This window comes from Eubacterium sp. AM05-23 (assembly GCF_003477535.1).
GTDB lineage: Bacteria > Bacillota > Clostridia > Eubacteriales > Eubacteriaceae > Eubacterium > Eubacterium maltosivorans.
The window spans coordinates 161,838-177,882 of sequence record NZ_QUDF01000003.1 but is presented as its reverse complement, the minus strand read 5'-3'; the positions used below and the strand labels follow the sequence as shown (position 1 = coordinate 177,882).

Here is a 16,045-nt window from a genome sequence, read left to right as displayed (position 1 = left end):
TCCTAAAGAATCATATTCGGATATATCTTGCGCATAAAATCATCGGGATAGGTCTTATCCAGAAATTCCTCAAAGGAATTGTCCGCCTTCACGCCGTGGTCACGCTGGTCCCAGCGCTGGACCGCCAGGGCGGAAATCGCCATGTTAAAGACCATAAACACCACCAGCACCCAGGTCAGCACTACCCCCACCTTGTTGGGAATTTTTTCGATCCATTTGGAGAAATACGGGTAAATATCCTTTACCCACAAAAGCCCCAGAATGCCCCAGAACAGCCCATACAGCAGACAGGTGCGCCCGCCGATGTTGAGGGGAAGGTTGCTGTAATCCCAGGATACGGTCCCCATAAAATACTGTTGAAAGGCTGAACAGAGATACTCAAAGCCCGAGCCGATAACCAGACTGAATAAAAAAATAATCAGATCCCGCTTGTGGGCGAGGGGCCTCAGCACAATGGTCAGAACCACCGCGCCAAAGCCGTAGACCGGGTTAAAGGGGCCGTAAATCAGGCCAGACCGGCTCTCAATAAGACCGTGCTGGGTTACAAAACAAAAAATCATTTCAAGAATCGTCCCTAAAAAACACCCGATCATAAAAATCCAGAATAGCTTATAAAAATTCAAGCCCGCCGCGAAGGAGCGGCTGCCTGAGTCGTTTTGGGCAGATGCCTGTGTCTTTTTCATGGTTTCCTCCATTTTGCTTTTATATTGATATGATTATATCTACCCAAAGATGCTAAAGTGGTAACAAAAAAGCGGCCCAGGGCCGCAGATAAATCAAATAAACAGGCTTCCAATCTGATAGACCAGCATGGAGATCAGATAGGCGGTACCCGTCTGGTACAAAATGGCAAAACCAAAGGTTTTCCAGTTTCCCAGCTCCTTTTTCATGGTCGCCAGAGCCGCCATGCAGGGCGATGCCAAAAGCACAAACAGGATAAAGCTGTAAGCCGAGAGCGGGGTGAATATCTGTCCGAGCGCCATGGTAAAGCCGCCGTCAAAGGTACTGGTCAGAACACTCATGGTGCTGATGATCATTTCCTTGGCCGCAATGCCCGATAATACCGAAACGCTGGCCACCCAGTTGCCGAAGCCCAATGGGGCAAAAATCGGGGCGATCAATTTTCCGAAGGCCGCCAGAATGCTTTCATCGGCATTGGCGGTCATCTGGAAATTGGTGCCAAAGTTCTGGAGAAACCACAGCAAAACCGATGCCGCAAAAATAATGGTGCCGGCGCGCACAATAAATTCCTTCACGCGCTGCCATACCTGGCTAACCGTGTTTTTAAGCACCGGCAGGCGGTAGGGCGGCAGCTCCAGCAGATAACCGGAATCCTGCCCCTTAAATACCGTTTTGGACAGGATTACGCCTGACACAAAGACCACCAGCAGACTCACGATATACAAGGAAAAAACCATGACAGACTGGGCTTTTGAGAAAAAGGCCGACGCCATGAGCACATAGATCGGCATCTTGGCCCCACAGGAGATAAACGGGGTCAGGATAATGGTGAGCTTCCGCTCCCGCTCATTCTCCAGAGTCCGTGTCGCCATAATCCCAGGCACCGAGCACCCAAGCCCCACGACCATTGGGATAAAGGATTTTCCCGAAAGGCCGAACTTCCGAAACACACGGTCCATCATGAAGGCCACCCGCGCCATATAGCCACTGTCCTCCAGCACAGAGATGAAGATAAACAGCACGGTAATCTGGGGGATAAAGGTCAGAACCGCCCCCACGCCGGTGATGGCCCCCTCGGTGACCAGAGCGATGAGCCACGGAGCCACGTTCAGCCCCTCCATGAAGCCCGTCACGCCGGGGATCAGCACCTCGCTGATAAAACCCTCGATCAGGCCTGTTGTGCCATCCCCCACCACGTTGATGGACACAAAATAAATGATAAACATAAAAATAAAGAAAATGGGCAGAGCCGCGTAGCGGTTCATGAGCACCTTATCCAGCCTGTCCTCAAAGGCCAGATGACTCTTGCCAATCTTTTTCGTAGCCCTTGCCACCTGATCAGTGATAAAGCGGTAGCGGTAATCCGCGATGGTGCTGTCCACATCCTGTCCGCTGATTTCCCTGATCTTTTCCCGGGCGTCATAGATGTCCTGATCCAGCCCAAAGCAGTTCGCCACCTTTTTCAGAATCTCATCATCCTTTTCAATGAGCTTGATGCTTCTGAAAATCATTGGATAACCGGGCAGAATATCCGGGTAGGACCGCTGTACCAGATTGTCGAAATCAATGATGACCTTTTCGATATTATCTGGAAAAATCGGATTGAATTCCGGTGTTTTTCCGGCTTTCCGGTCACTCTCCAGCTTTTCCTCGACTGCCTTAATCAGCGCCTCAATACCGATCCCCTTTTGGGCGGATATCTCCATAAATGGAAAGCCGAACCCTTTTTTTAAGGAGTGAAGATCAAGCTTCAGTCCTTTTTTCTCAACAATGTCCATCATATTCAGCACACCGATGATGGGAATCTTCAATTCCATCAGCTGAGTGGTCAGGTACAGGTTCCGCTCAATGTTTGAGGCATCTAAAATATTGATGATCAGATCCGGCGGCTCACTCAGCAGAAAATCCCTTGATACGATCTCGTCCATGGAATAGGGAGCCAGCGAATAAATGCCGGGAAGGTCCACCAGCGTAATTTTGCTCACGGTATCCCGCAGATCCCCTTCCTTTTTTTCAATGGTGACCCCCGGCCAGTTCCCCACGTACAGATTGCTTCCAGTCAGGCTGTTAAATAGGGTGGTCTTTCCGGAATTCGGATTTCCCACCAGTGCAACGCGATAATTCATAAAATACTCCTCGGTTTTTAGGATGTCACATGAAACTAACTTACTCTTACAAGAGAAAAACCACCTTGAAAAAGGCGGTTTTTGTGATTTAATATTTATTTTGCATCTTAAAACAATTAGGCGATTAATATATTTTCAGCATCGTTTTTACGCAGGCTTAACGCATAGCCTCTAAGGTGAATTTCGATTGGATCTCCAAAGGGCGCTACCTTATCGACCATTACCTCCACACCAGGGGTTACGCCCATATCCATGAGCTTGCGGCGCATGAGGCCTTCCACTGAAATTGTATCAACCACACCTGATTCCCCAGGTCTTAAATCCTTCAATGTTGTTTTCATCTTTATCACCCACTGTCTATTAAACTCTTTTGTTAGCTTTATTATACTTAATTAGACAGTACCTGTCAACGCATTTTGTGAAAAGATTGGTAATATTTAGTATTTTTTATGTAAAGCCTTATCTTTCGATGGGCTGCGCCTATTTAGCTTCCAGCAAAAACAGCAGCGGACGGTCTTCCTTGGACTGCCAGCTGAGTTTTCCCCACAGGTTGCCGTAACGGTAGCATTCATGTGCGCCGTCATAGCTGCCATTCATATCGATAATAGCCAAGCAATATTTAAAAGTAAGCCGTGAAAAGAGCAAGGTACCGCTCTGTTTAACAGAACCGTTACCGATATAGAAGCCCGCAGCATCCAGACCGCTCAGCGCCTTTGTGGTCTTTTCTGCGGTCATATTGACCTGCGTCAGCCCGGCGGCTGTCAGCTCTTCTTTAAAGGAACTGTACTTTCTGATACGGGCTGCCTGCATCATGGTTTCGTAGTCGCCACGGCTGGCATGGTCATTTTTCTGGGTCTGTGTGCAGTCGCTGGCGGTGTCGTGGTTTTTATTGCGGTAGTAACAGCTGCTGCCCTTCAAGCCCTGAAGGGTCTTATAGTAGGTCTTATTCACACGATAGTTGAAAACCTTGCCGTCTGTATCCATCTGTCGGTCGTCCTTACATCCCTGGACCGCACTGGCGTAAAGGCTGTTAATCTTTGCCTGCATGGCGGTAAGACTGTCCATATTCTGCTTTGTACGCTGCATACGCATGTTGCACATACCAATGTCGCCGCCGTTGGGCGTACCGTCCGCGTCCGCCACATTGCCCCCATACTGGGCAATGAGCCTGTTAAGGCTCTCGACATCCGCAGGATTCAGTCCGCCCGCGTCCAAAAGGGCCTGCATATCGGCAATGGCCTTTATTTTCGCTTTTGCTTCGGCTTCATTGCTGTCATAATCATACTGCATGGCGGTGAGAAGAATACCGTATCCCTGGGCATAGTAATTTTTGATGGCTTCATTAAAGGACTCACGTCCCTCAAGGGTCTGGCTGCTCCAGTCATAATTGTAGGAGGACAGGCTCTTAAAGGCCGTAAAAATATCAGTATCTTTTAAAAGCGCCCCTTCACCGGTAATGCCGCGTCCCAGATTCATCATATGATCATAATAACGGTTATCATTATTCTGGCTGGAATACACATGGCTCATGGCTGTGCGGATCTCGTCTAAGTGACCATCGGTTGTTTGGTCTGACATGTACTGGAGCGCGGTTTTAGCCGAGGTGTTGCACGCGTCAAAATCATTTTTCAAATCGCCCGCCACACTGTTTAAAGCATTGAGCCTTGCGAGAATATCGCTCCGGCGCTGCCCGTTGATGATTTCATCGGTGCTGTTATTCAGCTGGCGGCTCACCTGGCTGATCTGGTCCTGTATTTTGGTAAGCTCACTGTCCTGCGCGCCGGCGTCGATCTTACAGATAAGATCTGTGATAATATTGAGAAAGCCAAGCCCCGCAAAGCCTCCTGTATTTTTGATCTTATTGAGAACCTGTGTGGCCACATTCACGCTCTGGTTTGCGATCTGTTTCCCTATATCTGCCCCGTTGATGACAGGGCCGCCGCTCGCACCGCCTGTGAGGTCAACGGTTTTGGGGACATAATCGTCCGGCATTGTCAGCGTGATGTCGCTGTTCAGCGCTGTCCCGTCTGTGTAGGTCAGGGTGTCCGCCGGGAGAATCAGACGCCCGGTCCGGGCCCTGGACGCGTCTGGGTTGGCATCCTTTGTGAATTTGACTGTAAATCCAGTCTTGTCGGCGCCGGTGGTTACCGAGGTAACAGAAGCACCTGCAAAGGCGCCGTCAAAGCTCACATCTCCCGCAGCCAGCCGTCTGTTAAGCTTTCCACCGTCAATACTGACGGCAGCTGTGTAGGAGGGCTTGTCGGCCTGGGGATCATCAACGGTAATGCCGTTGCCTGCGAGGGCAAGGCTCACGGTCTCTACCGGCACGCTCACTGTCAGGTCAGACGCTGTCACATTACAGGCAGACGCCAGAATAAGGTTCCCGGTCGACTCAGACATCACCGCATTCTCTGGAAGCTTTAACACAAAATCCACCTGCGCCGGTGTTTTAGGGTCAACGCTCAACGACACCACAGCCGCCGTGTCAAAGGCTCCGCCCAGCTCCAGATTGTTGAGCTGGTTTTTGCTTCCCGCCAGAGTCTGGTAGTACCAGTCTGTATCCTTCACGCCAATAATTGTCAGCGTTCCACTGATATAACGGGCATCGGCATGGACACTTTTTCCGGTTTTGGCGTTTTCCAGTCCGTCCTGTGTTACGGCCTCCTTTAAATCGGTGACGACAAGGTCCGCAACGCCATCAATCGTGTCTGCTGCCTGCAGCTGTATTTGCTGGCTTTCAGCCGCTGATGGCTTTGTAAGGTCAACCGCCTCATCGGCAAGAGCGGCTGGGCTGTATCCCATCATCAGGGTTAAAATGAGCAGAAAAGCCATACATCTTTTAAGTCGAAGTGTTCTTTTCATGATATGACCTCCTCTTTAGAAACGTTTAATTAATTATTATTATATAAAATATGCCAAAAAAATCAATGACCTGTGCACCAATAAGCGGTTAAACGCCATCAATGGTAGCACAGGCCATTAAAAGGATTCAGGCTCCTCGGCCAGGGCTTATGGAGATGCCGATTTCTCCTTCAGCGTAATACCCATCCGGGAAAGCCTTTCCATAATGTGTGACCTGGTCTCTCGATAGTGCTGCTTGGGAATCGGGACATCAATTCCATCGCGCAGAAAAACAGAGCTGTATTCCAGATGGTCCACATAATTCAGGTTAATGATAAAGCTGCGATGGACTCTTAAAAACGTGTCCGGCAGCCGTTTTGCCAGCGCGGTGATCGATTCGTCAACCTGAACCCGGTCCCCCACCCGGCAGATCATGCTGTGGTGCTTAAAGGCCTCGATAAAAAGAATGCTGTGGGTTTCCAAAATATACAGCCGTTTACGGATATGCACCTCAACCTTTTGGGAAGCCTGCTGTTTTTCATCAATTTGTTTCTGCATGTAGCGGTAAGTCTCACGGCCGCAGGCATAAGGAAACACCTCCCCTTCCTGAAGCACATCCCACTCGTTGGAAACATGCAGGTGTACCACCCGCCAGCCCTCGGGCTGCTTTTGATAGACAAAGGTAAGCCGCTGGTTCTGCTTAAGAACATAGCCGGTCTTTGGGTCTGTATAAGCATTCAGGCGGCCGGTCACAATAACAGTATCTGCGGTTCTGTAGGCAATCTCACAGTCTGCCCCCTCTGTGCAGACAGGCACATCCTGTTCAAGCTCAAGGACTTCGCGCATTGCTTTTTTCCCATGAATATATTGGTTCTGCAGCGCCCCGATCCACAGTACATGCTCATCCATATACCGCATCACAAATTCCAGATCCCGTTCACCATGCGCCTCCATAATCCGCTCTGTCAGCGCAGTCAGGTCTTCCGGCTGGCGGCCCTGCCTATCATCCTGTCTGGCGCTCCTGCTTTCTCCCATCCACATCGCCTCCTTTTGGCTTATAATATCAAAAAAGCGCAGAGGCCTCTGAGCCGCTGCTCAGACCACATACGCTTATTTTATTGTCCATTTCAGGCGCGGAGCATCTTGATGCTGCTGTCACGACCTGTCATAGGTTTTATTCAAAATCTTAGCCAGATACTGCCCGGTGTAGGATTCCTTCACCTTGGCGACTTCCTCTGGGGTCCCTGTGCATACGATGGTTCCGCCGCCATCGCCGCCTTCTGGCCCCAGGTCAATGATATGGTCGGCAACCTTTACCATGTCCAGCTGATGCTCAATGACCACCACGGTACTGCCCGTATCGGCCAGGCGCTGCAGTACGTCGATCAGCCTGGCGACATCGGCCATATGCAGCCCCGTGGTCGGTTCGTCCAGAATATAGAGGGTGCGGCCCGTATTGCGCTTTGAAAGCTCTGTGGCGAGTTTGATCCGCTGCGCTTCACCGCCGGAAAGCTGTGTGGACGGCTGTCCCAGCTTCACATAACCAAGCCCCACGTCATAAAGGGTCTGCATTTTATTGCGGATATTGGGCAGATGCTCGAAAAACTTCAGCGATTCCTCAACCGTCATATCCAGCACATCTGCAATGTTTTTACCTTTGTACTTAACCTCCAGCGTTTCACGGTTATACCGTTGTCCGTGGCAGACCTCACAAGGCACATAGACGTCGGGCAGGAAATGCATCTCGATTTTAAGTATCCCGTCACCGCTGCATTTTTCACAGCGGCCGCCCTTTACGTTAAAGCTGAAACGGCCCTTCTTGTAGCCGCGCGCCTTGGCCTCTGGTGTCTTGGCAAAAAGGTCACGAATCATATCGAACACACCCGTATAGGTCGCCGGATTGGACCTCGGGGTCCGCCCGATGGGGGACTGGTCAATGGCGATAACCTTATCAATCTCATCCAATCCCTCGATGCTTTTGTATTTTCCGGGCTTCTTAAAGCTGCGGTACAGCTTCTGGGAAGCGCCCTTATACAAAATTTCATTGACCAGTGTGCTCTTTCCTGAGCCGGAAACACCGGTGACACAGATAAATTTGCCAAGAGGAAAGGATACGTCAATATTCTTCAGATTGTTCTGAGACGCGCCCTTAATGGTGATGGCCGTGCCTTTACCGGCCCGGCGCTCCTTTGGCACCTCAATCTGCTTTTTGCCGCTCAGATACTGGCCGGTAATGGACTCGGGCACCTTCTTGATATCTTCAACGGTTCCCTCGGCAATGATCTCGCCGCCGTGGACGCCCGCTCCGGGGCCAATATCTACAATCCAGTCGGCTTCCTCCATGGTCTCATCATCATGCTCCACCACCACCAGGGTATTGCCGAGATCGGTGAGACGGCGCAGCGTTTTCAGCAGCTTCTGGTTATCCCGCTGGTGCAGCCCAATGCTGGGTTCATCCAGTACATAAAGCACCCCCACAAGTCCGGAACCGATCTGAGTGGCCAGACGGATACGCTGGGATTCGCCGCCGGAAAGGGTACCTGCAGCACGGGAAAGCGTCAGGTATTCCAGGCCAACGTCCTGGAGGAATTTCAGACGCGCGTTGATCTCAATAAAAATTTGCTCGCCAATCATCTGTTCTGTCTCCGTGAGCTTCATATTTGAAAAGAAGCTCAAAAGCTCCTTGACTGACATATCCGTAAGGTCAATGATATTCTTATCCTGCACGGTTACCGCAAGGCTTGTGGGGTTCAGGCGCTTCCCTTTACACTTTGGACAGGGGATCTCAGACATATATTTATCGATAAGGCTGCGCATACCCTCGGAGTGGGTTTCCTGATAACGGCGCTCCATATTGTTGACAAGGCCCTCGAAGGTGGTGGTATAGGTGCCCGAGAACTTGCCCTCATACTCGATTTCCAGAATTTCATCTGAGCCGTATAAAAGCTCCTGAAGAAAAGCGTCCGGCGCTTCTGTCAGGGGCTGGTCCAGAGTAAAATTGTATTTTTTCGCAATGGCACGTATGAGGTTGACCATAATTTTCGAGTCATTCTTCAGCCCAAAAAACTTGATGGCCCCCTGTTCAATGGACAGGCTTTTGTCCGGAATCAGCAGATCCGGATCAATCTCCTTATGAAATCCGAGACCATGGCACTCCGGACACATCCCGAAGGGGTTGTTAAAGGAAAAGGTCCGGGGTTCCAGCGTATCCATGGCAATACCGCAGTCTGGACAGGACAGCTTTTCACTGAAAAGCTGCTGTTCACCGCCGATCACATCACAGATCACCAGACCGTTCGCCAGATGCAGGGCCGTCTCGATGGAGTCGGTCAGGCGTTTGGTCATGTTTTCCTTGCTCTTGAGGCGGTCAACCACAACTTCGATGCTGTGCTTTTTATTTTTTTCCAGCTCGATGTCCTCACTGGTTTCCCTGGCCTCGCCGTCCACGATCAAGCGGACATAGCCTTCTTTTTTAAGATGATCCAGCAGCTTTTTGTGCTGTCCCTTTTCACCCCGCACCACCGGAGCCAGAATCTGGAATTTTGTTCCGGGCTCAAGAGCCTGAACCGTATCCACAATCTGATCCACACTCTGTGACTCGATGACTTTTCCGCATTTTGGGCAATGGGGAATGCCAATACGGGCGTAAAGCAGACGGAAATAATCATAGATCTCTGTCACTGTCCCAACCGTCGAACGGGGGTTCCGGTTGGTGGTTTTCTGGTCAATTGAAATAGCCGGTGAGAGGCCGTCAATGCTTTCCACATTTGGCTTCTGTGTCTGGCCCAAAAACTGCCTCGCGTAGGCAGAAAGGGACTCGACGTAGCGTCTCTGCCCTTCTGCGTAGATGGTATCAAAAGCCAGCGAGGATTTACCCGACCCGCTGAGGCCAGTCAGTACCACCAGCTGGTCTCTCGGTATCTTGACATTAATATTTTTAAGGTTGTGCTCCTTGGCACCCTTGACGTCTATATATTTCATTTATTTCCTTTCAATTCTTTAATCCGGTCACGCAGCGCAGCGGCCTTTTCAAACTCGAGATTTTCCGCGGCAACCAGCATTTCTGCTTCAAGGTTCATGATTTCAGCTTCCACATCCATCACTTCGTCTTCCACCACATAGGAGGCCTGGTCCTCAGCGACCTTTGTCACCTCGAGGGAATCGTGGATCTCCTTATGGACAGACCTCGGAATAATACCGTGAGCCTCGTTAAATTCACTTTGAATCTTACGGCGCCGGTTGGTTTCCGTGATGGCGTAATCCATGGACCTGGTAATCCTGTCCGCGTACATGAGCACCTTGCCCTCCACGTTTCTGGCCGCGCGGCCAATGGTCTGGATCAGTGAGGTTTCAGAACGCAGGTAGCCTTCCTTGTCCGCATCCAGAATCGCAACCAGTCCAACCTCTGGCAGGTCCAGCCCTTCTCTTAAAAGGTTGATTCCGACCAGAACGTCAAACTCGCCCATACGCAGCTCCTTGAGTATTTTTGTCCGCTCGATGGTGTCAATATCGGAGTGCAGATAATTGACCCGAATGCCGTTTTCCTTGAAATACTGGGTCAGGTCCTCTGCCATTTTTTTGGTTAAGGTGGTCACCAGTACCCGGTTGCCCTTAGACACCGTCTCATTGATTTCACCCATCAAATCGTCGATCTGTCCCTTAATGGGCCGCACAAAGATTTCAGGATCAATCAGGCCGGTCGGTCTTATAATCTGTTCGACGGTTTGTTCGCTGTGCGCTTTTTCATATTTACTCGGCGTGGCCGAGGTAAAGACAATCTGATTAATCTTCCCTTCAAACTCCTCAAAGTTGAGCGGACGGTTATCATAGGCAGACGGGAGCCTGAAGCCGTAGTCCACCAAGTTCTGTTTTCTGGCCCTGTCGCCAGAGGACATACCGCCAATCTGAGGAATGGACACGTGGGACTCATCCGCGAAGATTAAAAAATCCTTTGGGAAATAGTCGATCAGGGTATAGGGCGGCGCTCCCGGCGGCGAGCCGTTAATGTAGCGCGTATAGTTCTCAATACCGTTGCAGTAACCCATCTCCTTGAGCATTTCCAGGTCATAGTTGGTCCGCTGCAGAATGCGCTGCGCCTCCACCAGCTGGTTATGCTCGGTAAAATAATCGTAGCGGTCCGCCAGCTCGTCGCGGATACCCTTGATGGCCACATCCAGCTTTTCGGGCGTGGTGGTATAGTGGGAAGCTGGAAAAACAGAAACATGGCTGAGTTCACCGGTAATCTCGCCGGTGATGGTGTCAATCTCTGTAATCCGGTCGATTTCATCGCCAAAAAACTCCAGCCGTACAGCTTTTCCAGAGGATGCCGCCGGATAGATTTCCAGGATATCGCCCCTCACCCTGAAGTTATTACGTTCAAAGGCGATATCATTTCGGGTATACTGGATATCCACCAGTTTCCGGATAACCGCGTCGCGGTCCTTTTCCATGCCCGGACGCAGAGAAAGCACCAGATTTTCGTAATCGATGGGACTCCCAAGTCCGTAGATACAGGAAACACTGGCCACCACAATCACATCTCTGCGTTCAAAGAGCGCTGCTGTGGCCGAGTGGCGCATTTTATCAATCTCATCATTGATGGAGGAATCTTTCTCAATGTAAAGGTCGGAATGCGGCACATAGGCCTCTGGCTGGTAATAATCGTAATAGGACACAAAATACTCTACTGCATTTTCCGGAAAAAAGCTCCGGAACTCGTTGGCAAGCTGAGCTGCCAGCGTTTTATTATGGGCGATGATCAGCGTCGGCTTCTGGACGGCTTCGATCACCTTAGCCATGGTATAGGTTTTGCCTGAGCCGGTAACGCCCAGGAGGGTCTGATATTTCATCCCTTTATTGATGCCGTCGGCCAGCTCCTGAATGGCCTTTTCCTGGTCGCCCTTTGGTTCATAGTCGGATACTACTTTAAATGGTTTCATTCAATCACCTTTGTAACCCTTCAATCCAAGAAACATGTGTTCTCTTATTGTACCACTTCTGTCAGTTTTGTCAATGGGAATCAGTTTAATATAGCAGAAAAAAGGATCGAAGTTTTAAAACTCCGATCCTCCCCTCCGGTTTACTTACCCTTTAAAATCTCAATGGCCTTCTGAAGCTGTAAATCCTGATCTTCCGGGACATTCAGCGTGTTCTTATAGGCCTCGTTCTGGGAAACCTCCACGTCGGGCGTCAGGCCCTTTTCGTTGATGTTGCGGCCGTTCGGCGTAAAATATTCCGCATTGGTGAGCTTGTAGCCACTCTTATCCTTGAGGGGTACCACCTCCTGAACAATGCCCTTACCGAATGTTTGTGTTCCTATGAGCTGTCCGGCTCCGGTATCTTGAATGGCTCCAGACAGAATCTCGGAGGAACTGGCGGTCCCCTCGTTGACCAACACGGTTATTGGCAGGTCCAGCTTTACTTCGCCGGTCGAGGTATAGTCCTTCCGGTTGCCGTTTTTGTCAACGGTGTAGACCACTGTTGTGTCCCCCAGCAGGCGGTCCGCCACTGCCACCGCAGAGGTGACAACACCGCCCCCATTATAGCGAAGATCGATGATCAGCCCGGTGATATTCTGGCTCAGCAGGTTTTCAAGCTCTGCGTTAAAATCCTCTGAGGTCTTATTGGTAAATTCAGAAATAGAGAGATAACCAATACCGTCGATGACCCGGGACTCAACCGTTGGGGTGTCGATGCTCTTTCTGGTCAGGTTAAAGGTCTGTTCCTGTCCGTCCCGTGACACGGTTACCTCCACCGCTGTGCCCGGATCGCCGCGCATCAGGCTTACGGTGTATTCGGAGCCTTTTCCGCTGACATCCTCGCCATTTACCTTGACAATCTTGTCGCCGATCTGCATGCCCGCATCGCCCGCCGGAGTGTTTTTGTAAGGGGTAACCACTGTGGTTGTCCCGCTTTCATCCTCTGTCACCACCACGCCAATACCACTGTAGGTGCCTGTTGAGCTTTCCATCAGCTTCTGAAATTCTTCTTCCGTATAGTAGCCGCTGTAGGGGTCGCCTGTGGACTCAAACATGCCCTTCATGGCCCCTTCCATCAGGGTCGTATCATCAATATCCTTATAATACTCCTTATCGATATGCCCCTTTAAGCTTACCAGTTTTTTAAGTCCATCGGCCATTTCTGTGCTGTCAACATTTAAAATCACCTTATTGCCCAGTGCCACGTTGGCGCCCGTTGTCAGGCAAAAGGTTAAAATATTTGTGACAATAAGCGCTATTACCGCAATAACGATGAGCTTTTTTCTCTGCCCTCTGTCCATTGTCAATCCTTTCAAATCAATTATATTCAATACTCACCTGAAAAGAATACACTAAAAGCCTTAAATAAACAATAAAAAAGGAAAGAATCAGACGATTCTTTCCAAATTCTGTCTTTATTTTAATAATAGATGTAATCCCAAGGATCTACTGGTGTGACATTGTTCGCAAAGTAGCTCAGATGCAGATGGGGTCCGGTAGAATTGCCTGTGCTGCCCACATAGCCGATGACATCACCCTGGTTAACACGTTGTCCGTAGGACACGTTATAGCCGCTTAGATGCCCGAATAACAGGGTATCTCCGTTGTCCATGGCCACCATGATACAGTTGCCATAGCCTCCATACCAGGATGCCTTGGTTACATAACCGCCAGCCGGTGCATGAATCGGTGTCCCTGTAGAGGCCGCGATGTCCATACCGCCGTGGTTGGTGGAGCCAATACCGTTGGTATCAGAAGCCGGACGATAGCCAAACCAGCTGGTAATGGTGTAGTTGCCTGGCAACGGCCACATAAAGCCGCTGGAAACCACGACGTTACCGCCGCCGGAGGAGCCGCTGTCGGAGGAGCTACTGTCAGAGGAGCCGCTGTTAGCCGCTTCTTCTGCTTCACGCTGCTGTCTTTCAGCTTCTTCCTGTGCCCGTTTTGCCGCCAGTGCCTCGGCTTCCTGCTGAGCGATGACTGCCAGTTCCGCATCGGCCTGTTTCAGAATCTCATCCTGTTTATCAACCTCTGCCTGATATTGCTGGACTACCTGTTGATTCTTGGCCAACAGCTCATCCTTCTGAGACTTGACACTCTGCTGGCTTTTCAGAGCAGTTTCCTGATCTGCTTTCGCCTGTTCTACCTGCGTTTTGTTTGTCTCAATGGTTTCTTTTTTCTCCTGTACCTCCGCACGGGTTTTTTCCAGTGCGGTTGCGCAGTCCTTATCGGCCTGTACGATAGATTTCATCATATCAGCCTTCGCGATAAAATCTGCGAAGTCTGTGGCTGAGAAAAGAACCTGCATATAGCCTTCGTTCCCGTACATATACATGACACGGACACGTTCTTTTAATTCCTCTTCCTGTTTGGCCTGTTTTTCTTCGGCCGCTTCCAGTTCTGCTGTGGTTCTCTCCAGGTTAGCGGTCAAATCGCTGATCTGGCCATCCAAGGTATTAATCTGGCCGTTGATCCTGTCGATCTCCGCGTTGGCCTTGCTGATCTCGGTCTGAATCCCCTCAATGGTGTTCTGGGTCATATCCACCTGGTACTGGGCCGCCTCTTTTTTTGCAGCCGCGTCGTCTTTTTGCTGCTGCAATTCGTCTTTTGTGGCTGCATAAACCGGAGAAATAAATATGGATAAACAAAATAATGCCGTTACAATTAAAGAAATTTTCTTCTTCATTTTCTGAAGTCCCCTCCTGTTTTTTATACGTCTAAAAATTTTCGAATAGCGAACACACTGCCCACCGCACCGATGACCACACCATAAACGGTAAAGAAAAAGATCAGCTGACCCATGACCTGATCCGGTGTCGCCAGTGCTGAGGTCATGGGAAGCAGTACACTGCCGCCGAGCATGCCCAATATATAGTAATAAGCCAAACGCACAATCATGACAGCCACAACAGCCGCAATCAGCCCCAGAAAAGTCCCCTCCAGGACAAATGGCGTTCGGATATAAGCGTCGGTCGCGCCGACGTATTTCATGATACCAATCTCCTTCCGGCGCGCAAACACCGTAAGCTTGATGGTATTATAAATCAAAAATAATGAGATGACCGACAGGACAATCAATACGACGATGCTCATCGTATTGGCGAAGTGGTTAAAATTCAACAGGGCGTTGATATATTCCTCGCCGTATTTTACATATTCGACCCCTTTATCCTGATAGGTCAGAGCGAAAGCCTTCACATCGTCCATGCTTTCCGAATCCTTTACCTGAACGATAAAAGAAGCGGGCATGGGATTGTTTTCGGAACTGAAATCACTGAGAAGGCCTGTATAGTCCTCCAGTGAGCTTGAAAAATTCTCCAGGGCCTCATCCTTTGTTTCAAAACGAACCTCAGATATGAGCGGATTGGCCTTGAGATCCCGTTCCAGACCGGCGCGCTGTTCTTCGGTGTAGTCTACCTTCAGGAAAATTTTCATTTCCAGCTGGGACTCCACATTCGCCGTCGCCTGGCGGATATTGATGGTAAGCACCAGAAAGATTCCCAAAATGATCAGCGCCGCAATGATGGAAAAAACAGCCGCAATACTCATAAGACTGTTTCGCTGCATGCTCTGTGCTGTGTCGCGAAGGATCGTCCGGGGCATTGTTTTCCAGTGATTACTTCGCATTGCGGTACCGTCCTTTGACGTCATCGCTGGTGAGATAACCATTTTCAAGGGTTAATACCCTTTTTTTCATAATATTAACCATTTCACTGTCATGGGTTACAACCACCACAGTGGTGCCATGCTTGTTAATTTCTTCCAGAATACGCATGATATCGCGCGATGTCACAGGGTCAAGATTCCCTGTCGGTTCATCGCAGATCAGGATGCTCGGGTTATTGATAATGGCTCTGGCGATAACAACACGCTGCTGTTCCCCGCCGGAAAGCTCATTGGGGTAATGGTTCGCCCGGTGTGAAAGCCCGACCATTTCCAGCGCCAGCGGCACCTTTTTGCGGATCTTGCGCTCGGGACGGCCGATGATCTCCATGGCGTAGGCCACATTCTCATACACGCTTTTATTTTCTAGCAGCCGAAAATCCTGGAAAACCACGCCCAGCTTTCTTCTCAGATATGGAATCTCCTTTTTGGAAAGCTTGGAAATATCATGTCCCTTGATCTTAACCGTCCCGGTGCTCGCGTCAATTTCGCGGAGCAAAAGCTTGATAAAGGTCGACTTTCCGGCGCCGCTGCGGCCAACCAGAAATACAAACTCGCCCTTGTCAATAAACAGGTTTACGTTTTTCAAGGCGTCTTTTTCATTTTTATCATACGTTTTTGTAACATTTATAAATTCAATCATTCAATCATCTTCCTAGCAGCTTGGTCTTTTGGCAGTTGCCAATGATGCTGTACAGTTTATTTTATACTTTTTAACGCACAAAAACAAGATTTTCTATCCAAGTTTTATCTAAA

General features: G+C 49.8%; 11 protein-coding genes. All 11 read right to left on the bottom strand.

Going from position 1 to position 16,045, the window contains the following annotated elements; all coding sequences use genetic code 11:
• Positions 1-2: 2 nt before the first annotated feature.
• The 11 genes from DW091_RS04780 to ftsE all read right to left on the bottom strand — a co-directional run bounded on the left by DW091_RS04780 (position 3) and on the right by ftsE (position 15,932).
• The gene (locus DW091_RS04780) at positions 3-683 is read right to left on the bottom strand and encodes a putative ABC transporter permease (RefSeq protein WP_224168744.1); all 681 of its coding nucleotides are present in this window, start codon (positions 681-683) and stop codon (positions 3-5) included.
• 93 nt (positions 684-776) lie between these two features.
• A complete protein-coding gene (gene feoB / locus DW091_RS04775; RefSeq protein ID WP_118517535.1) occupies positions 777-2,807 on the bottom strand; it encodes a ferrous iron transport protein B in 2,031 nt (676 codons plus the stop codon).
• A 116-nt stretch (positions 2,808-2,923) separates the two neighbouring features.
• A complete protein-coding gene (locus DW091_RS04770; protein ID WP_013381339.1) occupies positions 2,924-3,148 on the bottom strand; it encodes a FeoA family protein in 225 nt (74 codons plus the stop codon).
• Positions 3,149-3,287: 139 nt separating this feature from the next.
• Complete coding sequence (locus tag DW091_RS04765; RefSeq protein ID WP_118517534.1) at positions 3,288-5,669, bottom strand: hypothetical protein; 2,382 nt, start codon at positions 5,667-5,669, stop codon at positions 3,288-3,290.
• A gap of 147 nt (positions 5,670-5,816) precedes the next feature.
• Positions 5,817-6,683, bottom strand: coding sequence for a LytTR family transcriptional regulator (locus DW091_RS04760; protein WP_074617603.1), 867 nt, complete (start codon positions 6,681-6,683; stop codon positions 5,817-5,819).
• A 120-nt stretch (positions 6,684-6,803) separates the two neighbouring features.
• A complete protein-coding gene (uvrA, locus tag DW091_RS04755; protein WP_058693833.1) occupies positions 6,804-9,629 on the bottom strand; it encodes an excinuclease ABC subunit UvrA in 2,826 nt (941 codons plus the stop codon).
• Positions 9,626-11,587: an excinuclease ABC subunit UvrB gene (uvrB, locus tag DW091_RS04750; protein WP_118517533.1), complete on the bottom strand. Its 1,962-nt coding sequence runs from the start codon at positions 11,585-11,587 to the stop codon at positions 9,626-9,628. Before uvrB ends, uvrA begins: the two co-directional genes overlap by 4 nt.
• Before the next feature lie 140 nt (positions 11,588-11,727).
• Positions 11,728-12,957, bottom strand: coding sequence for a S41 family peptidase (locus DW091_RS04745; protein WP_224168743.1), 1,230 nt, complete (start codon positions 12,955-12,957; stop codon positions 11,728-11,730).
• Between the two features lie 89 nt (positions 12,958-13,046).
• On the bottom strand, positions 13,047-14,312 hold the full coding sequence (locus DW091_RS04740; protein WP_058693830.1) for a M23 family metallopeptidase: 1,266 nt from the start codon (positions 14,310-14,312) through the stop codon (positions 13,047-13,049).
• A gap of 23 nt (positions 14,313-14,335) precedes the next feature.
• Complete coding sequence (gene ftsX / locus DW091_RS04735; protein WP_074617606.1) at positions 14,336-15,253, bottom strand: permease-like cell division protein FtsX; 918 nt, start codon at positions 15,251-15,253, stop codon at positions 14,336-14,338.
• Entirely contained in the window at positions 15,243-15,932 is a 690-nt protein-coding gene (gene ftsE / locus DW091_RS04730; RefSeq protein WP_013381348.1) for a cell division ATP-binding protein FtsE, read from the bottom strand. Before ftsE ends, ftsX begins: the two co-directional genes overlap by 11 nt.
• Between the last annotated feature and the right edge of the window lie 113 nt (positions 15,933-16,045).